The sequence below is a fragment of the Treponema sp. genome, assembly GCF_024696245.1.
Taxonomy (GTDB): Bacteria; Spirochaetota; Spirochaetia; order Treponematales; family Treponemataceae; genus Treponema_D.
The window spans coordinates 1-19,332 of sequence record NZ_JAILGZ010000113.1; the positions used below are offsets into that span (position 1 = coordinate 1).

The 19,332-nt window shown below is 40.3% G+C and carries 14 protein-coding genes and 2 pseudogenes; 9 read left to right on the plus strand and 7 right to left on the minus strand.

The features are described 5' to 3' along the window. The 3 genes from K6D58_RS08050 to K6D58_RS08060 form a co-directional block, all read right to left on the minus strand. Window positions 1-2,325: Ig-like domain-containing protein (locus tag K6D58_RS08050; RefSeq protein WP_296829491.1), on the minus strand; the 2,325-nt coding region annotated here is incomplete at its 3' end. A 294-nt stretch (window positions 2,326-2,619) separates the two neighbouring features. Continuing rightward, on the minus strand, window positions 2,620-4,164 hold the full coding sequence (locus K6D58_RS08055) for a hypothetical protein (protein ID WP_296829493.1): 1,545 nt from the start codon (window positions 4,162-4,164) through the stop codon (window positions 2,620-2,622). A gap of 145 nt (window positions 4,165-4,309) precedes the next feature. After that, window positions 4,310-5,044, minus strand: a complete 735-nt coding sequence (locus K6D58_RS08060; protein WP_296829495.1) for a glycoside hydrolase family 16 protein — start codon at window positions 5,042-5,044, stop codon at window positions 4,310-4,312. Between the two features lie 171 nt (window positions 5,045-5,215). Between K6D58_RS08060 and hisH the strand changes: the two genes are divergently transcribed. The 7 genes from hisH to K6D58_RS08095 all read left to right on the plus strand — a co-directional run bounded on the left by hisH (window position 5,216) and on the right by K6D58_RS08095 (window position 12,939). After that, window positions 5,216-5,875 carry an imidazole glycerol phosphate synthase subunit HisH gene (gene hisH, locus K6D58_RS08065; protein ID WP_296829498.1) on the plus strand — a complete coding sequence of 220 codons (660 nt, stop codon included), beginning with the start codon at window positions 5,216-5,218 and terminating at the stop codon, window positions 5,873-5,875. A 24-nt stretch (window positions 5,876-5,899) separates the two neighbouring features. Further along, the gene (gene hisF, locus K6D58_RS08070) at window positions 5,900-6,679 is read left to right on the plus strand and encodes an imidazole glycerol phosphate synthase subunit HisF (protein WP_296829502.1); all 780 of its coding nucleotides are present in this window, start codon (window positions 5,900-5,902) and stop codon (window positions 6,677-6,679) included. Further along, window positions 6,667-7,053, plus strand: a complete 387-nt coding sequence (queD, locus tag K6D58_RS08075; RefSeq protein ID WP_296829504.1) for a 6-carboxytetrahydropterin synthase QueD — start codon at window positions 6,667-6,669, stop codon at window positions 7,051-7,053. Before hisF ends, queD begins: the two co-directional genes overlap by 13 nt. Window positions 7,054-7,169: 116 nt before the next feature. Next, window positions 7,170-8,453, plus strand: a complete 1,284-nt coding sequence (locus K6D58_RS08080) for a TolC family protein (protein WP_296829507.1) — start codon at window positions 7,170-7,172, stop codon at window positions 8,451-8,453. Window positions 8,454-8,488: 35 nt separating this feature from the next. Continuing rightward, window positions 8,489-9,454, plus strand: a complete 966-nt coding sequence (locus K6D58_RS08085; protein WP_296829510.1) for an efflux RND transporter periplasmic adaptor subunit — start codon at window positions 8,489-8,491, stop codon at window positions 9,452-9,454. Between the two features lie 19 nt (window positions 9,455-9,473). Then, entirely contained in the window at window positions 9,474-12,656 is a 3,183-nt protein-coding gene (locus K6D58_RS08090; protein ID WP_296829513.1) for an efflux RND transporter permease subunit, read from the plus strand. Window position 12,657: 1 nt separating this feature from the next. After that, entirely contained in the window at window positions 12,658-12,939 is a 282-nt protein-coding gene (locus K6D58_RS08095) for a PG0541 family transporter-associated protein (RefSeq protein ID WP_296829516.1), read from the plus strand. 108 nt (window positions 12,940-13,047) lie between these two features. Here K6D58_RS08095 and rnhA read toward each other — a convergent pair whose 3' ends face one another. The 3 genes from rnhA to K6D58_RS08110 form a co-directional block, all read right to left on the minus strand. After that, on the minus strand, window positions 13,048-13,497 hold the full coding sequence (gene rnhA / locus K6D58_RS08100; RefSeq protein WP_296829519.1) for a ribonuclease HI: 450 nt from the start codon (window positions 13,495-13,497) through the stop codon (window positions 13,048-13,050). A gap of 5 nt (window positions 13,498-13,502) precedes the next feature. Next, a complete protein-coding gene (locus K6D58_RS08105; protein WP_296829526.1) occupies window positions 13,503-14,099 on the minus strand; it encodes a nucleotidyltransferase family protein in 597 nt (198 codons plus the stop codon). Between the two features lie 61 nt (window positions 14,100-14,160). Beyond that, complete coding sequence (locus tag K6D58_RS08110; RefSeq protein ID WP_296829521.1) at window positions 14,161-16,902, minus strand: valine--tRNA ligase; 2,742 nt, start codon at window positions 16,900-16,902, stop codon at window positions 14,161-14,163. A 206-nt stretch (window positions 16,903-17,108) separates the two neighbouring features. On the opposite strand from K6D58_RS08110, the gene leuB reads away from it, so the two are divergent. Then, window positions 17,109-18,203: a 3-isopropylmalate dehydrogenase gene (gene leuB / locus K6D58_RS08115; protein WP_296829523.1), complete on the plus strand. Its 1,095-nt coding sequence runs from the start codon at window positions 17,109-17,111 to the stop codon at window positions 18,201-18,203. A gap of 116 nt (window positions 18,204-18,319) precedes the next feature. On the opposite strand, the pseudogene K6D58_RS08120 reads toward leuB, so the two are convergent. Then, window positions 18,320-18,970: pseudogene (locus K6D58_RS08120) on the minus strand (tRNA (adenosine(37)-N6)-threonylcarbamoyltransferase complex transferase subunit TsaD); the annotation flags it as partial. A 13-nt stretch (window positions 18,971-18,983) separates the two neighbouring features. On the opposite strand from K6D58_RS08120, the pseudogene K6D58_RS08125 reads away from it, so the two are divergent. Further along, window positions 18,984-19,332: pseudogene (locus K6D58_RS08125) on the plus strand (tRNA (adenosine(37)-N6)-threonylcarbamoyltransferase complex transferase subunit TsaD); the annotation flags it as partial.

A 19,332-nucleotide genomic window follows, 5' to 3' on the forward strand; every position in this document is an offset into this window, starting at 1 on the left:
TTCTCCATCGCTGAATGTAACGGTACTGTTCTGTGTAAAGACAGGACTTCCACCACTACCGGCTGTACAGTGAAGTGTTCCGTAAACATTGTCTGATCCCCAGAGATTCACGCTGGATTCCATAATGTCAATTTCACCGCTTCCTGGCCAGTTTTCTCCATCATATATATCCTGGTCAAGCATCCAGAAAGCAGGCCATACACCCTTATCATTCGGGATTTTTGCAGACATTTCTATATATCCGTATTTCCACTGACCGCCTGTAATACTGCGGGTAACAATACGTCCGGATGTATAATTCATTCCGTTGGAAGATTCTTTCTTTGCAACAATTTTAAGGGTTCCGTCACTTACATATGTGTTGTCAGGGTCATTGTCTGAATACCACTGAAGTTCTCCATTACCCCAGGCATAGTTACCAGGATTTTTTCCGTCAGTACAATCAGATACACCTGCGCCAATATCATAGCCCCACTTTGAACTTAATGGAGTTCCATCAGAATCAGCTGAATCAAATTCATCATTCCAGATAAGAGAGTAGCCGCTTAATGGAGCTGTAATACCTGATGCAGATGCTGCAGTAACTGATACGGTTTTTGTTCCGCTTACTCCCCCTGCAGTTGCTGTAATTGTTACAGTTCCTGCGCTTACACCAGTAACTACACCGCTTGAAGAAACTGTTGCTACACTTGTATTGGAAGAAGTCCATGTTACAGTTGAATCTGTTGCATCAGAAGGACTTACACTTGCTGTAAGGTTTGTTGTTGAACCTACCAAAAGGGAACCGCTGCCACTTATTGTAACTGATGTAACGGCTACAGTTGCAGCTTCTACACTAACAGTTACAGAATCTGTAACTCCTCCAGCTGCAGCTGTAATTGTTACAGTTCCTTCACTTACACCAGTAACTACACCGCTTGAAGAAACTGTTGCTACACTTGTATCAGAAGAAGTCCATGTTACAGTTGAATCTGTTGCATCAGAAGGACTTACACTTGCTGTAAGGTTAACAGTTGAACCTTCTGTCACTGTTGTATCACCACTAATATCAACAGAAGTAACAGCCACAGCTGCATTTCCGTCTACTACATGATTTGCATCCTGATAAACACGGATGTAGTCTACATACATATTCCATTCAACACCTGCAAAGGCAGAAGCTGCAGCCCAGCTACTTCCTGTAAGTTCACCACCTGCTGCAAAGTTAAGAATAAAGAAGAATGGATTGTTAAAGCAGTCATAGCCTGTACCATCAAGGCCAACAGAAAAATAATCAACATCATCTACATACATTGTGATTTTATCTTCTGTCCATTTAAGGCCGTAGATATGCCAGTCATTTTCTGTGATTGAAGGTTTGGTTCCGGAATAATCAGCACTACCTGTACCATAACCGCCGTGACCATAGTCATCTGTGGCAGGATCACTGCCGTTATAATTCCAGTGAACGGTTTCCATAATTGTGCGTTCAGTGTTGATGTGTTCCATGATGTCAATCTCGCCACAGTAAGGCCAGGTAACACCATCACTCATATTCTGGCCAAGCATCCAGAAGGCAGGCCATGAAAGATTTCCTTCGTCAAATTTAATACGGGCTTCAAGCTTACCGTATTTAAAATATTTTTTATCCTGAGATTTAATACGGGCAGAAGTTGGGGCATTTGTTCCATCACCTTTTACAGTAATGCGAAGAACACCACCGTCTACTTCTGAGTTGTCACTTGAATTAGTGTAATTCTGTGACTCACAGTTTCCCCAGCCACCATCTCCAGTTTCATAAGCCCAGTTTTCTGTTTTAAGGGAAGTGCCTTCAAATTCATCAGACCAGACAAGGACTGTATAATCACTGACAGTGTTTGAAGAAGCAATAAAACTTGTTCCGCTTGTACCAACACTTGTACCGTCAGTAGCACCTGATACTACGGAATTATTTTCTGGTCCCTGTTCTACACGGGTTACAGTAAGGGAATAAGTTCCACTTTTTCCGCCGCACTTTGCTGTAATGGTAACACTGCCTGCTGTCACACCAGTAACTAGTCCTGAATCATCTACAGTTGCTACAGAAGTTGAACTGGACTTCCATGTTACCTGAGGATCAGAAATTGTAAGGGGATAAACTACAGCCTTAAGCTTTAAGGTTTCTCCTACTGCAAGTGAAGTAAGATTAGATGACTGGCTTACTGTAACACTTGAAACTTCTTCTTCGGAATCACCAGAGGATGAAGAAGCTGAACATGATGTCAGTCCTGCACAAACTGAAAAAAGAAAAAGTCCTGTTACAAATAATACAGGCATGCAGATTTTTTTTAGGGAAGATGAAAACATAAAACACTCTCCTTAACATAAAAATAGCTGATTATATTATGAGGCATTTTTGGAAAATTATAATTTTTTATATTTCGGTTAAGGGGTGATATTTTTGGAAAGTGTTTTGTATAAAAAAAAAGACCTGCACTTAAAAAAGCACAGGCCATTGAAACATTGTTTTATACTAATTATTTCTTAAGATCTTTAATTGCATCTACTTAAAATTGCTGTCCCGGGAGGATAAAAAAAAAAGCCCGCACTCTTGGAGGTAAGTGCGGGCCGGCGACTTAAGATTTGTTAGTTACTACCAATCTATTCGTTATCAATAACCTTGATAGAAGAAATTGTAATAGTAGAATCATCTGCTTTGTGAACGATACCTACAGCAGTAAGATTTGATGCTGTAGAACCAAGATCTACAGTTACTGTAGTAAAGTCATCAGAAGCTTCCATTGCAGTTTCTACTTCTGGCTGAACAGGTTTTACAGCCCAAGCCTGTGTAGCCTTATATGTTACTTCAAGCTTTGCATTTGCCTTAAATGGTACTGCTGTAAATCCGCCAATACCAAAACAACCATTTGCAGCACCTGTAGAAACAATATTATCATCAACAATATTGAAATCCCAAGTTCCATACCAGGCAGTTGTTGTTAAACCTGTTGTACCAGCTGTATAAATTGTTGCATTAGCATAAGTAATTTCTTTTTCTGCAGGTTCTTCTGTGGCTGCAAGATAGAATTCTTCTACAACGAGAGTTCCGTCACCACCAATAATCAATGCAATAGCAGTAGCAGTTGAAGCACTAGAAAATTCAGATGTAGCAATATAGTAAGTTGTCTTACCATTTACTGTATACCATTTAGCTGGACGGGCAATAACTTCTGGAATCTTTACATTTACACCAGTGTTTGAAGACAAGTCTTCCTTTGCTTCTGAAACTGTATATGATGAAGCATCTACTGTAAATACAATGTATGCATAATCTGCAATTTCACCAAGTTCTACAGCTGAAACACCACATACTCCACCAGCACCCCAAAGGTTACCAGATACCATTGTAGCCTTTCCGTCAGCAACAGTTACACCAGTACCTGAACCCCAGCTATCTGCAAGTCCACTAAGAAGGCTCTTGTGATATACATAAGAAGCAAGTTCAGCTGCACTACCTGTGTCAGCAGGAGTGTCATCGTCTGGGTCAGTAACAGTAATACTAACCTCTTCACTGTCTGTCTTTCCTGCATAAGTAGCAGTAAGGGTTACATTGTAAGTTCCGGCTTCTACATCTGTTGTAAATTCAACAGCTTCTGTTGAATCTGCAGGAACATAAGTTGCAGCGAATGTTGCATTATCTGTAACATCTTCACCTTCTGTATCGTCTTCACTGTAATATGCAGTTACAGTAATGCCAGTTAAAGCAAGGTCAGCGCCAATTTCATAAGTAGAAACTGCAGTATCACCAATAGTAAGTGCAATAGAAGAAACAACATCAGAAATTGTTACATCATAAGTAGTTGTCTGATTTTCATAAGTAACAGTAACAGCAGCTGTTTCTGTATGTCCGTCTTCTGTTGAACGGATAATTTTTCCATCTGAATCAAGATTTGCAGAAGCAAGTTCAGCAGTAAAACCTTCCGTTATGGTTTTAGCACCAGTTGAATAAACAGCCCTTACTGTAAGTCCATCACTGGTAAACTCATCGCCAACAGAAAATACTGTCTGAACATCATCCGTTTTAGCAGTAATAGAATTTAAAGTAGCTTCTGAGCCACCGCTGCTGTCATCTCCGCTACAGGAAACAAAAACAGCTCCACCAATAAGCAAAGCGCCTGCTGCTGCAAGCATAGACAATTTTTTCATAATACCCCCTGCCGAGGCTTTATAAACATAATTGTTCAGCCTCAGTCATATTAGCTTTAAACTATTTTCTGTCCGTAAGTAAGAATTCACAAGTCAGACAGATTTTGGAAAGGTGGGGATTTTTCTGTTGTGAATTTTCAATAATTTACTGCCATACCCGAACGTATTCTACCTCAAGGGCAGCCTTATTCAGTTGAGCAGGAATTTCTCCTCCAAGAGTTCCGCCCATAGCAAGGTTAATTATAAAATGAAAAGGTTTATCAAAAGGCCAGCGGACATTGTCTCCTTCATACCTGCGCCAGGAAGACTGAGACTTTATTCCGTCATAGTAAAAGCTGATTTCATTCTCTGTCCACATAAGGCCGTAAGTATGAAAACCATCTTTGCTTTGAGGAAGAGATTCAAGAGGAAGACGTATAAGGTTTTTCCAGAAGTGACTTTCCATATCTACAGTGCCGCTGCCATAGTGAACCGTACCGTAAACATCTGAATTAAAAGTTGCCGGGGAATATTCAAGAATATCTATTTCTCCGGAACAGGGCCATTCACCATAAGAGTTATCTTCGCTCATCATCCAGAAAGCTGGCCATATTCCTTTTGACTCAGGGGGAAGTTTTATCCTTGCTTCAAAATAGCCGTACTTCCAGCTTGCAAGTCCTGCTGTGGTAAGGCGGGCACTTTTCCAGCTGCCGTCTTTATTTTTTACAGCCTGAATCACAAGGCCTTTTCCTGTAGAACAGGTTTCTTCATCATCAACATAGGCCTGAACTTCATTATTCACTACGCCTTTATTCCATACAAGTTTCTTCCATTTAGAAGAATCAAGCCGCTTATTGTCAAAATTATCCTGCCATACCAGGGTCATATTTTTTGGAGTCATGGGGCCTAGCATAAATGTAGAGAGAGTACTTTGCCAACGGGAAAGTTTTCGGTTATAAGTGGGATTATTTCAGGCTGAATTAATTTCTTCGTAAAAAGAGGGCCCTGGGTACAATTCAATATTTCCGAAATATCCATTGAAAAAATACCCTGTAACTGCTACTTTTTATGCATGATTGGAATCGTAGACTATAATGCCGGCAACATAAAAAGTGTAGAACGTGCCCTTTCCTACATAAAGGCACCTTATATTCTCTCTAAAAACCCGGCTGACCTTAAAAATGTAGACAAGGTTATTTTTCCTGGAGTTGGAGATGCAGCATACGCAATGGATCAGCTTAAAAAAAGCGGTTTTGATTCATTCCTCAAGGATTTTGCAGCTTCAGGTAAACCTTTAACAGGTGTTTGTCTTGGCTCTCAGATTATTTTTGAAATGAGTGAAGAAGGCAATGTTGAATGTCTGGGCCTTTTAAAAGGTAAAATCCGTCACTTTGCAAAACTCTGGCAGGAACGTCACCCTGGAGAAGATGAACACAAAGAAAGGGCCATGCTTAAAAACGAACTTAAGATTCCTCATATGGGATGGAATGATATTACCTACCTTAACGGCGGTTCAAAACTTATGAAGGGCATTCCTGAACACAGCGACTTTTACTTTGTTCACTCCTATGTAATTCAGCCTGAAGATCCTTCTGTTATAAAAGGGGTGGCTGATTACGGAATGATGGTTCCTTCTATAATAGAAAAGGATAATATCAGCGTATTCCAGTTTCATCCGGAAAAGTCAGGTGCACCAGGCCTGCAGATTCTTAGAAATTTTGCTGAACTTTAATGACCGTTTTTTAAGGAGCAGAAAATGTTAAAAAAAAGAATAATCGTATGTCTGGATGTTAAAGACGGACGTACAACTAAAGGAATAAAATTTAAGAACAATATAGATATCGGTGACCCTGTAGAAATGGCTGCTGAATATTACCGCCAGGGTGTTGATGAACTGGTTTTTTATGACATTATGGCCAGTGCTGCAGGGAGAGGTCCTATCCTTGACCTTATAAGCCGTGTTGCCAGTCAGGTATTCATTCCTTTCTGTGTTGGAGGAGGAATCGGTACTATAGAAGACATTCGTTCAACAATACTTGCAGGAGCAGAAAAAGTTTCCCTTAATTCCCAGGCAGTAAAACATCCGGAACTTATAAAGGAAGGTGCCCGCATTTTTGGTAACCAGTGTATAGTTTTAGGAATGGATGCTGCAAGGGATTCTGCAATGCCAAGCGGATACAGGGTTTTTATTAACGGCGGAAGAGTTGCAACTGAACTTGATGCTCTTGAATGGGCAAAAAAGGCTGTTGAACTGGGTGCCGGAGAAATCGTTCTTAATTCCATAGACGCAGATGGAACAAGGGACGGCTATGAACTTAACCTTACCCGTATGATTTCTGAAAATACAAATGTTCCTGTAATTGCTTCCGGCGGTGGTGGTAAACCTGAACACCTGGCAGATGTTTTATCTGAAGGAAAAGCAGATGCAGCCCTTATTGCCAGCATGGTTCACTCAGGAGATTATACAGTTTCTTCCATTAAGAAAGCCCTTGATGAAAAGGGTATTCCTGTGAGGCTTGAAGTATGTACGAAGTAAGAGTATTTACTGATTTTGCTGCAGCACATTTTTTAAGGGACTACAACGGCAAGTGTGAAAGACTTCACGGCCACAATTACAAAGTTTATGCCCATGTTAAAGGTTCTGTCCTTAATGAAGGGGGAATGCTTCTTGATTTTTCTAAATTAAAGGCAGTTCTCAGGGAAGTTACAGGCAAACTTGACCATACCAATCTTAATGACATGGACTACTTTGACCAGAATCCAAGTGCAGAACGTATTGCTTTTTATATTTATAATGAAATAATCAAGCTTCTTCCGGAATTAAAAAAGACCGACGGACAGAAAGCCTGGCTTTATGCTGTAGATGTTTTTGAAACTGACAGCAGCAGGGCCCGCTATAGCTATGACTGATTAATTATTCTATAACACATTTTTATCTATTGATAACAGTTTTTTTTTGTGTAACACCATCTGTTCTATTATAGTTTTATCATTGAAACTAGTTTAAGGAATAAGAAGGAATACATATGAAGAAACTTTTTTCAGTCGCAGCAGCATTAATTGCAGCAGCAGGATTAAACGCAGAATCATTAAAGCTTACGATTGATGATTCAGTAAAATATGCCCTGGAAGGAAACCTTTCAATAAAGCAAAGTCAGATTGACTTAGACCAGGCTGCCAGAAGTAAAAAATACTCCTGGAATTCAATAAGCCCGGAAGCAAGTCTTTCTGCCTCTTACAGCCAGAACCTTCCTGAAAATCAAAATTCAACATCAGATTCAGGGAGCATTGCCATTACAGGAAAAGTAAGCCTTTCCCTTTCTGCAAACCTTGCAACAACCATAAAGGCAGCTTCCCTCAGTTACCAGTCTTCAGAAATTTCTTACGAAAGTGCCTGCCGTACAATAGAGCTTTCCGTAAGAAAAGCCTTCTGGGCCCTCCTTAACGAAAAAGAAAATATAGACCTGCAGGAAAAAAACGAAGCTACTGCAAAAAAACAGTATGAGTCAAATCTTGCAAAATACAACAGGGGTTCCTTAAGTCAGCTTGATGTATTAAGTGCCCAGGTTGCCTGGCAGAATGCAAAGCTTAGTCTTGAAAGTGCACGCACAAGCTGGCAGAACGACATGGCTTCATTTAAACAGATGCTTGCCCTTCCTCAGGATTCGGAAATCAGTCTTGAAGGAAATCTTACTGATATTCTTGAGTTAAAGGAAATATCCCTTGAAGGTATTACTATAGAAAACTCAACAATAAAATCCCTTCAAGTTCAGCTTGCAGCAGCAGAAAACTCCCTGACAGCAGCAAGACTTTCTGCTTACAGCCCGGTTCTTTCTGCAGGATACACCTACAGCATGAGTGCCGCTTCTAATGATACAGGCAGTCTTGCAGATTCAGGAACAGGTACCCTTTCTTTTGGAGCAACAATTCCACTGGACGGATTGTTTCCATGGTCCAGCACTTCCCTTAACATAGACAGCCAGAAAGACAGCGTAAAAAATCTGGAACTGGAACTTGAAAACCAGAAGCAGACTCTTGAAGTTTCTATAAAAAGCTACATGAATCAGATAAAGGAATATCAGTCTGTAATTGAACTTAGAAAGAGCAGCATAGAACTTGCAGAACAGACTTACAACATGACTTTAGAAGCCTACAATCACGGAACAAAAGATCTCTTAAGTTTACAGACAGCAAACGACGCTCTGTTTACGGCAAGGGTAAATCTTCTTTCCCAGGCCTATACTCTTGTATGTGCCATACTTGATCTTGAAAACACAGCCGGCATTCAGTTTGGAACGCTGGGAAAATAAAAATACACTTAACGGGTAATTCCAAAGGAGAATATATGAAAGCTACAAAACCATTTATTACAGGAGCCTGCACAATTGCAATAGCAGCAATCCTTATTATTTATGCACTTAATGCAAAATCAGACGGAACAGCAATGGGACCTGGAGGAAAAAAAGGAGCCTTTCAGACACTTATTTCCGTAAAGACCCAGGTTCTTGAAAAAGAAACCCTTCACGATTATGTAATTGCAAATGGAGAAGTAGAAGCCCAGAATTCAGTTTCTGTTTATCCTGACACTGCCGGAAAAATTACTTCTACAAAAGTAATGCTGGGTTCAGAAGTAAAAAAGGGAGATGTAATTGCAACAATCGACCCTACTTCACCAGGTTCATACTATAAGGAAAGCCCTGTATATGCTCCTATCAGCGGAAGCATCATCAGTTCTCCATTAAAAAACGGAACTACTGTAAGTACATCTACAGAAATTGCAGTAATCGGAGACATTGCAAAACTTCAGATTACCGCCAGCATTCCTGAACGTTATGTAGCGGTTCTTAAAACAGGACTTAAGGCAGACGTAAGTGTAGAAGCCTATCCGGGAATAACATTTGCAGCAACCGTTAAATATGTTTCTCCTGTTGTAGATGCAACAAGCCGTACTAAAGAAGTAATCCTTACCTTTGATAAATACGATTCAAGGATTAACGCCGGTATGTTTGCAAAAATCAAACTTTATACTCAGGACTATTCTGACTGTGTAACTATGCCGGAAGATTCCCTGGTTCAGAACAACGACAAATACTATGCCTATGTTGTAAAGGAAGATGACACTGTAGAAAAAAGAGAAATTGATAAAGGAAACAGTGTTGACGGAACAGTACAGATTACTTCCGGACTTGCAGAGGGAGAAAGGGTTGTTGTTCAGGGTCAGACTTCTTTAAGTGACGGTGCAAAAATCCGCGATGTAGAAGCAAAAAAAGAAGTTCCGGCAGAAAACGACAAAGATATAAAAGCAGAATAAATTTTTTCCGGAGGTTTACATGAGTATCAGCAAAAAAACACTTCAGCATCCGGTCCTTACCCTTATTGTCTTTGTACTCCTGGGTATTATCGGAATCTTTACAATAAAAAATGTTGCCATAAGTCTTATGCCTGATGTAGACAGTCCATATCTTATGGTAAGAACAAGCTATAGTAATGCAGGACCTGAGTCTGTAGAAAAATCAGTAACAAAAATTCTTGAAGCCCAGCTTATCAGTGTAAGCGGTCTTAAAAACATGACAAGCACTTCTTCTGAAGGCTCTTCTACTATTTCCCTTGAATTTAATTACGGTACAGACCTGGATGTAGCTACCAACAATGTAAGGGATAAACTGGACCGTGTTTCAAAATCCTTACCTGACGACTGCGACTCTCCAAGTATTTTTAAAATGGACAGCGACAGTATGCCTATTGTCCGTCTTGCCGTAAAAGGAAACCGTTCAGTTGATGACCTTAAGGTTATTGCAGAAGATACAATTACAGATCTTCTTGAACAGACAGATGGTGTTGCAGAAGCTTCTGTATACGGAGGCCGCTCTAAAATCGTTCGTGTTGAACTTAGTCAGAACAGACTTGCAGCCTATGGTCTTACTATCTCCAGCGTTAACAGCGCCCTGGCAAAACAGAATCTTGAACTTGGCGGTGGTAAAATCACTGAAGGCAAGACAGATTATTCAATTCGTACTACAGGTGAATTTTCAAGCATAGAAGAAATCAACAATACAATTATTTCCGAAGCAAACGGTTATGTTGTAAAACTTTCTGATATTGGAACAGCAGTATTAGGCTACGAAGACAAAGACAGTGAAGTTTACATTAACAGTCTCCCAGGTGTTTACATAAGTGTTACGAAACAGTCTGGAAAAAACAGTGTTACTGTAGCAAATGCCCTTTACGAAAAAATTGAAGAAATAAAGGATTCAATTCCTTCAGATGTAAGTCTGGAAATTGTTTCTGATACGACTGACTCTATCCGTGACACAATCAGCACTCTTATTGAAAGCTGTTACGAAGGTCTTCTTCTTGCAATCATAATCCTCTTCCTCTTCCTTAAGAACTTTAAGTCTACGATTATTATTGCAATCAGTATTCCTCTGTCTCTGGTAATTACAATGCTGTGTATGAGCATGGCCGGCATTACCTTAAACATGATGACCCTTACAGGACTTATTCTTGGTGTAGGTATGATTGTAGATGCTTCTATTGTAATGATAGAAAACATTTACGTTTACAGAAGCCGTGGTGCAAAAGCCAGGGTAGCAGCTGAACTTGGTTCAAGCGAAATGGTTATGTCCGTAGTATCCGGAAACCTTACAACAATTTGTGTATTCGTTCCTTTCCTTTTCTTCCTTGAAGATCTTGAAATGATGGGACAGATGTTTAAGGGAATTATCTTTACAGTAGTTATCGCCCTTGTATCTTCACTCTTTGTTGCAATCTTCCTTGTGCCGGTTCTTGCAGGAAAATTCCTTCCACTTACAAACAGAAAGGAAAAGCCTGTTAAGTTTAAGCCTCTTAAAAAATTCTATGAGCTTTTAGACATTCCGCTTAATGCAGTTACAAAGGCTTACCGTAAGGCTCTTAAAGCAGCCCTTAACCACAGGGCAGTTACTGTAATTATCTGTGTAAGTGTACTTGCAGTATCCCTTGCCTTTATTCCAACCTTAAGGGTTAACATGATGCCTTCAGGAAGTGATGACAGCGTAACAGTAACAGCAACCCTTCCTATAGGAACAACTTTAAGTGAAACAGCTCAGGTTATGACAAGTCTGGAAAATATTTGTAAGGAAGAAATTAAAGGCTATACAAATATCATCACCAGTATTGGAACAGGAAGAGGAACATCTTCTTCTTATAAAGGAAGTATAGAAATTAAACTTCCAGATAGTGACAGTCAGATTGATACATCAGCCAGTATTCAGCAAAAACTGAGAATGCACTTTAATGATTTTGCAGGAGTAAGGTTTACCTTTTCTCAGGGTATGATGAGGCAGATGACAGGAAGTGACCTGGTTCTTAAAATCAAATCAGATTCCCTGGATGATGCACTGGATGTTGCTTCTCAGGTTCGCAGTGTAATGGAAAACATCAGCGATATTGGAGAAGTAAGCATTGATACAGAAGAAGGAGTTCCGGAAGTAGAAGTTGTTATTGACCGTCAGAGGGCCTATTCCTTTGGTGTTGACGTAACAACCGTTGCAAAAGAAATCAACTATGCGATTAACGGTGTTACCTCTACTACCTACCGCAGCAACGGAAAAGAATACTCTGTTGTACTTATGTACCAGAATGCCGACCGTCAGAAAGTAATAGATCTGGAACAGATTTATGTTAATGGAAACAACGGTAAGGTAAGTGTGGCAAACTTTGCGGAAGTAAAGAAAGGCCTTGGTCCGGTAAGCATTAAAAGGGAAAACCAGACCCGTGTAGTTACTGTAAGTGCAGACATTGTTTCCAATGCAAATGCCAGCGAAGTAGAAAGTCTTCTTAAGGAAGAAATTGCTTCTACATTTATTATTCCGGAAAACGTAAACATTGTTTATGACGGTACATGGCAGAGTATGCAGGATCAGAGTAAGACTTACGGAAGCATTATCATCATGGCAATACTTCTGGTATTTGGTGTAATGGCAGGAACCTATGAAAGCTTTAAAGCTCCTTTCATTAACCTGTGTACCATTCCATTCCTTATAATTGGTGTCGTTGGTATTTACAAAATTACAGGGCAGGCAATTTCCATGGTAAGTGCAGTAGGTCTTATTATGCTTGTAGGAATTGTAGTAAACAACGGTATCATTCTTGTTGACTACACAAACCTTCTTCTGGACAGGGGACTTAAGAAAAAAGAAGCCTGTCTTGAAGCCGGTGCCAGCCGTTTACGTCCGGTACTTATGACAACCCTTACAACAATTCTTGGTATGCTGCCTATGTGCTTTGCTACCAGCGGAAGTGCTGCCATGGTTCAGCCAATTGGTGTAGCCGTAGTTGGAGGACTTGCTTCTTCTACCTTTGTTACCCTCTTCTTTATTCCGGTTCTTTATTCACTGGTAATGAAAGAAAAGAAAGTACACAAGAGTCATATTAAAGTTCTTCTTGAAGGAAAAAGTCAGGATGCTGAAAAGTATTCAGCAAAATCTGACTCAGACCTTACTGAAGAAAATAAAAATGAGGGGGAGGAATAAAATGTACAGAGCAGAAATAATTGCAAATCAGTCAGTTCAGGATGATATTGTAGAAGTTCTGGAAGAAAACATTCCCGGCATTCTTTACACTACTGTTCCTCTTGTAACAGGAAGAGGTAAAGACGACTACAAGCTGGGAACTGCAACCTGGCCTGAAACAAACTTTATGATGATTAGTTATGTGGAAGACAAGTACAAGGACAGCTTAAAAAAAATCATTGCTGCCGTAAAAGAAAAGTTTCCTGACGAAGGAATAAAACTCTTTTTTGTAAAGGGTGAATAAAAAAAATGCAGCTGCACTTTATTAAAAAAGTGTGGCTGCATTTTTTTTATATACCCTTATGTATTTTAATTTTTTGGAAGCAGAAGACGAAAGCCAATATTCCTGCTGCTAAAACTTTGACATTTCCATTTTGCAAAGCTGGTCACAGATTTCGTTGTACTTAAAACCTGCATGACCTTTAACCCACTTCCATTCAATGTTAAGCTGTCCGTAAAGTTCATCAAGGGCAAGCCACAACTCTTTGTTAAGAACAGGCTTTTTTGCAGCAGTACGCCAGCCGTTCTTTTTCCAGTTATTTATCCAGGAAGTAATTCCGTTTTTAACATACTGACTGTCTGAATATACGCAGATTTTTTTTGCCTTCCATTCAGGATTTTTAACAACTGCATCAAGGGCATTAATTGCAGCACTAAGTTCCATACGGTTATTTGTTGTCTGTTTTTCTCCGCCGGAAAGTTCTTTTTCTGCCTGGCCGTCGATAATAACACAACCCCAGCCTCCGGGACCAGGGTTACCAAGACAACCACCGTCTGTATAAATTACGATTTCATCTGCCATAAAAACTACTCATCTTTTTTCTTGTCATAATAACCTGAATCTTCAAGATACTTTCTTCTTGTCATTACAAGATTCAGGATTTCCTGATACATGTTGTAGTCAACTTCAATTGCTATAGGAAGAATATAATATTCAGTTTCGTTGCAGTAGCGGTCTATAAATTCAGAACTGGTAACAAAACCCAGACTAATCATATTACTGATACGGTCTGCACATTTTAAAAGCTTAGCCTTGTAACTGCCGTTATCAATTATGCCTCTAAGATATTCATTCTTAAGCTGGCCAGGTCTTTTAGTAACTTCCATAACCAGTTCAAGAACTTGTGCTCCGTCTTCATCTGCCTTTTCTATAAGACTTGGATCAAAACCAGGAATATCTTCTATAACATCATGTACAAGACTTGCCTTAAGCAAAACCGGATCCATGTAACCGTAATCAATAAGAATACCAAAGGTATCTATCTGATGACGGAACATGTTTCCACCGGCAAAACGCTGCTTACCGATAAGGTTTGTTGCAATCTGAATGTAAGGAGCAACATAAGTATTATTAAGCTGAAGCATGTGAGCATTATCCATGCTGCTGGGCTTATCTACAGCCATTTCATACTTTTTCTTTGCCATAAGTTCCTCCTTTTAGTACCACACTATAATTATAACTCAATCAGAGGCTTTTCAAATAGCCTTCAAGTTTAATTATACGCTGCTGACTTTCTGCAAGGCGGTCACGTTCCTGCTGAACAACTTCTGCAGGAGCATTCTTAGCAAAGTTACCGTTAAGCTTATTCTGACTCATCTGACATGACTTCTGTGACTTTTCTATTTCTTTAGTAAAGCGGGCCTTAAGCTGTTCCTTGTTAATATTTTCATCAACAAGAAGGAAGGCTTCAAATCCGCTTCCTACAGTTCCGATTGCCTTTGCCGGAGTTTCGCTGATAAATTCAACTTTAGAAAGACCTGCAAGAAGGCTGATCATGTCTACCTTTTCCTGAGCAACTTCTGCACTGCTTCCCTTTTCTATCTTAAGGGCAACATTGATTTTTGCTGCAGGTTCAATTCCACATTCAGTACGAAGGGCACGAACTTTAACAATGATTTCCTTAAGGGAATCAAATCTCTGTGAAACTTTATCGTCTGCCCTTTCTGCACAAACTACAGGGTAAGGAGCATTAATAAGCATGTCCTTGTATTCTGAATTGCTGAGAATCTTACAGGTTCCAGCTTTCTTTCTGTTTTCTATAATTTCTGCAAGAGGAAGCTTTGAATAAATCTCTTCTGTTACAAATGGAACAAAAGGATGCATAAGACGAAGGCTTTCTTCAAGGATATTAAGAAGAACAGAAACAGCCCTGTCTTTTTCGTGATCATCTCCATGCCAGAAACTAAGTTTTGTAGCTTCAACATACCAGTCACAGAATTCATTCCAGAAAAATTCATAAACAGAACTTGATGCATCGTTATAGCGGTAATTATCCAGGGCATCACGGGCAGAAGCCACAGCCTTATTCAATTCAGAATAAATCCAGCGGTCAAGTTCAGTAAGTTCTTCATCCTTTACAGGAATAAGGGTACGGCCTTCAAGATTACCAAGAATATAGCGGCTTGCATTCCAGATTTTATTGCAGAACTTTGAACCCATTTTGAATGAATCATTGTCTACAAGAATATCCTGTCCCTGAGCACAGAGGAATGAAAGGGTAAACTTAAGGGCATCAGCTCCGTACTGATTTATAATATCAAGAGGGTCGATTCCGTTTCCTAAAGACTTGGACATCTTGCGGCCCTGCTTGTCACGTACAAGACCATGAATATAAATATCATGGAAAGGAGCCTTACCTGTAAATTCAAGACCTGCCATAATCATGCGGGCAACCCAGAAGAAGATAATGTCATAAGCTGTAACAAGGGCTGTTGTAGGATAGAAAGCCTTAAGGTCTTCTGTTGACTTAGGCCATCCCAGGGTAGAGAAAGGCCAGAGCCATGAGCTGAACCATGTATCAAGTACATCAGGATCCTGTTTAAGGTCTTCTGCACCACATCCGCATTTTGGACACTTGTCAGGATCTGTGCGGCTTACGATTACTTCTCCACACTTCTGGCAGTACCATACAGGGATTCTGTGACCCCACCAGATCTGACGGCTTACACACCAGTCACGGATATTTACAAGCCACTGTTCATAGGTGTTTTCCCATTTCTGTGGGAAGAATTTAATTTCTCCGGCTTTCCATGCAGCAAGGGCTTTATCTGCCATAGGCTTCATTTTTACAAACCACTGGTCAGAAAGATATGGTTCTACAACAGTCTTACAGCGGTAACAGTGACCTACTGAGTGAACCATTTTTTCTTCTCCCTTAAAGAGACCTGCAGCTGTAAGATCTTCGATTACAAGCTTACGGGCAGCTTCCGGTTTAAGACCGCGGTATTTTTCAGGAACATTTTCGTTAAGACGACCGTCTGGAGTAAGAAGGTTAATAACTTCAAGGTTATGGCGCTTTCCTACTTCCCAGTCGTTAGGGTCATGGGCAGGAGTAATCTTTACCATACCTGTTCCAAATTCCTTGTCTACATATTCATCAGCGATAATAGGAATCTCTTTTCCTGTAAGAGGAAGCTTGAGCATTTTTCCTACAAGGGCTGTATAACGTTCATCTGAAGGATTAACTGCAACAGCTGTATCACCAAAGAAAGTTTCAGGACGGGTTGTAGCTACTTCGATTTTTCCGCTTCCGTCTGCATATTCATAGTAAAGGTGGTACATTGCACCCTGTGTATCTTCATGGTCAACTTCATCATCTGCAAGGGCTGTACCGCAGCGTGGACACCAGTTTACAAGACGCTTACCCCTGTACATAAGTCCCCTTTCGTAGAGGGTAACAAATACGTCACGTACTGCTTCTGAAAGACCTTCATCATAAGTAAAGCGTTCACGGGTCCAGTCTACTGAGTTACCCAGTTTTTTCTGCTGCTTTACGATTGTGTCATGGTGTTCATGAGTAACATCCCATGTTCTTTCTATAAATTTATCACGGCCAAGATCATTGCGGGACTTGCCTTCCTTTTTAAGGGCACGTTCTACAACGTTCTGAGTTGCAATACCTGCATGGTCAGTTCCAGGAACCCAGAGAGTATTGTCTCCCTTCATGCGGTGGTAGCGTACAACTATATCCTGCAAAGTATTGTTAAGACCGTGGCCCATATGAAGGACACCGGTTACGTTTGGAGGAGGAATGACCACTGTATATTTAGAGACGTTTGCATTTTTTGCGTTATCAAGATAAGTATGGTGGATAGGAGACTGTTCATCAGATGCAGGGCGGAAATATCCCTTTGCATTCCAGTCACTGTAGATTCTGTCTTCAAAATCTTTTGGATTGTAAGCTTTTTCTAATTCAATTGCCTTCATATTAACCTCATAATATCCCAAGAGTATAGCGTTTTTTTTATGCTGACTCAATGTTATGAATAGAATTTAAGGGGTAAAAATACTTGAATAAAGTAAAGTAAGTGTTGCATAAAAGTCATCACTGCAATTCTTATATTTTACTTTACGCAATAATAAAAATAGCTATAATAAGTATGAAAAAAAATATATATCAGCGAGGAATTAAAATGGAAAAGACTATTGCACTTATTCCTGGTGACGGAATCGGACCAGACGTTGTTGCAGAAGCAGTAAATGTTCTTGATTCAGTTGCAAAAAAATACGGTCACAAATGGAACTACACAAAGGTAATTGCCGGAGGTTCAGCTATTGATCAGTTTGGTAAGCCACTTCCAGAAGACCAGCTTAAAATTGCTTTAGACAGCGATGCAGCTTTACTTGGTGCTGTTGGTGGTCCAAAGTGGGATAACCTTGCATCAGAACTCAGACCGGAAAAAGCTCTTCTTGGTCTCCGCGGTGGAATGAAAGTATTTGCCAACCTTCGTCCTGCAGTTATGTGGAAGCAGCTTAAAGATGCATGTCCTCTTAAAGACGAAATCGTAGGTGACGGACTTGATATCCTTATCGTTCGTGAACTTACTGGCGGTATCTACTTTGGAGAAAGAGGTACTTCTGCTGACCAGAACACTGCATGGGATACAGAAAAATATACACGTCCGGAAATTGAACGCATCGTACGCATGGGATTTGAATATGCTCAGAAACGTCAGAAGAGACTTTGTGTTGTAGACAAGGCAAACATCCTTAACTCTTCACAGCTCTGGCGCCGTGTTGCAGAAGACGTAAAGAAGGACTTCCCTGACGTAACACTTTCTTACCTTTACATTGACAATGCTTCAATGCAGATGGTTCGTAACCCACGTCAGTTTGATGTAATTGCAACAAGCAATATGTTTGGTGACATTCTTTCTGATGAAGCTTCTCAGATTACAGGTTCAATCGGTATGCTTGCTTCTGCTTCTCTTGGAGACGGAACAGGTCCTGGACTTTATGAACCAATTCATGGTTCTGCTCCTGATATTGCCGGAAAAGACCTTGCAAACCCACTTGCAACTATTCTTTCTGCAGCAATGCTTTTACGCTACAGCTTCGGTCTTGAAACAGAAGCTAAGGCAATTGAAAATGCAGTTAACTCTGTTCTTGATGCAGGTTACCGCACAGGTGATATTGCAGGAAGCCACCTTGAAGAAGTTAAGGCAGCAGGAAAACTTGTTGGAACTAAAAAGATGGGTCAGCTTGTAGTTGAATACCTGAACAATTAATTAAAATAAGAAAAGCTTATTTTTTATTAAAGCCTGCCCCAAAAAGCTGGAAACAACTTTTTGGGACAGGCTTTTTTTATATCTGATTCACTTTATGTTAAGCACTATTTTTTATCTTACCTTCTGCCAAAAGCTTCAAGGTTTGCCAGTCCCCTCTTAAACTGAGGAATGCGGGCACAGGCAGTTGTATTTAACGGAGAAGTCTCTCCCCTCTTTAAGAAGTGATAGGCAACTCCTGCAATCATGGCACCGTTATCTCCGCAAAGTTTTAACGGAGGGAAGATGCATTTAAGTTCAGTATGTTCTGCAAGCATTGCCCTGAGCCTTGAGTTTGCAGCAACACCACCGCCGGCAACAACTGTTGTAAGACCGGTATCCTTTACTGCACGGAGAAGGCGGCTTACTAAAGTTTTACATGCTGTTTCCTGAAAAGATGCAGCAATATTTTCTACAGTTTTTTCATAACCGTCATTAAGGAAATAATCTGCCTGATGAATAACTGCTGTCTTTAAGCCGCTAAAGCTGACGTCATAGCGGTGGTCTCCCTTATCCATTTTAGGAACAGGAAAAGTAAAGGCTTTAGGATCTCCCTTCTGAGAAAGCTTGTCTATAATTACTCCTCCAGGATATCCCAGGTCATAAAACTTGCTTACCTTATCAAAGGCCTCCCCTACACTGTCATCAATTGTAGTTCCCATAATTTCAAGATCATCAAAACCATTTACCTTTGCAATAATTGAATGACCACCGGAAATTGCCAGCCGTAAGCATGCTGAATGGATTCTTCCTGTAGTACGCCAGGCTTTAAACGAAGCAAACATGAAGCTTGAAGAAGTAGATGCCATTGCTGCAACCAACCGCCCTGGCCTTATGGGTTCCCTTCTTGTAGGACTGACTTTTGCAAAGACTTTAGCCTGGAGCGTAAACAAACCTTTTTATGCAGTTAACCATATGCTGGGCCATATGTATGCAGCTCATCTTGAAAATGACATTCAGTATCCATACCTGGGACTTTTAGTTTCCGGTGGTCATTCAATTATTGCAAAGGTAAATGGTTTTGATGATCTTGAAATTATGGGAACTACAATTGATGACAGTGTAGGGGAGGCCTTTGATAAGGTAAGCAAGT

Bases quoted from the DNA above. Each gene is read 5' to 3' on its own strand.
- K6D58_RS08055 (WP_296829493.1), bottom strand. From the start codon at position 4,164: ATGAAAAAATTGTCTATGCTTGCAGCAGCAGGCGCTTTGCTTATTGGT.
- K6D58_RS08060 (WP_296829495.1), bottom strand. From the start codon at position 5,044: ATGACTCCAAAAAATATGACCCTGGTATGGCAGGATAATTTTGACAAT.
- hisH (WP_296829498.1), top strand. From the start codon at position 5,216: ATGATTGGAATCGTAGACTATAATGCCGGCAACATAAAAAGTGTAGAA.
- hisF (WP_296829502.1), top strand. From the start codon at position 5,900: ATGTTAAAAAAAAGAATAATCGTATGTCTGGATGTTAAAGACGGACGT.
- queD (WP_296829504.1), top strand. From the start codon at position 6,667: ATGTACGAAGTAAGAGTATTTACTGATTTTGCTGCAGCACATTTTTTA.
- K6D58_RS08080 (WP_296829507.1), top strand. From the start codon at position 7,170: ATGAAGAAACTTTTTTCAGTCGCAGCAGCATTAATTGCAGCAGCAGGA.
- K6D58_RS08085 (WP_296829510.1), top strand. From the start codon at position 8,489: ATGAAAGCTACAAAACCATTTATTACAGGAGCCTGCACAATTGCAATA.
- K6D58_RS08090 (WP_296829513.1), top strand. From the start codon at position 9,474: ATGAGTATCAGCAAAAAAACACTTCAGCATCCGGTCCTTACCCTTATT.
- K6D58_RS08095 (WP_296829516.1), top strand. From the start codon at position 12,658: ATGTACAGAGCAGAAATAATTGCAAATCAGTCAGTTCAGGATGATATT.
- rnhA (WP_296829519.1), bottom strand. From the start codon at position 13,497: ATGGCAGATGAAATCGTAATTTATACAGACGGTGGTTGTCTTGGTAAC.
- K6D58_RS08105 (WP_296829526.1), bottom strand. From the start codon at position 14,099: ATGGCTGTAGATAAGCCCAGCAGCATGGATAATGCTCACATGCTTCAG.
- K6D58_RS08110 (WP_296829521.1), bottom strand. From the start codon at position 16,902: ATGAAGGCAATTGAATTAGAAAAAGCTTACAATCCAAAAGATTTTGAA.
- leuB (WP_296829523.1), top strand. From the start codon at position 17,109: ATGGAAAAGACTATTGCACTTATTCCTGGTGACGGAATCGGACCAGAC.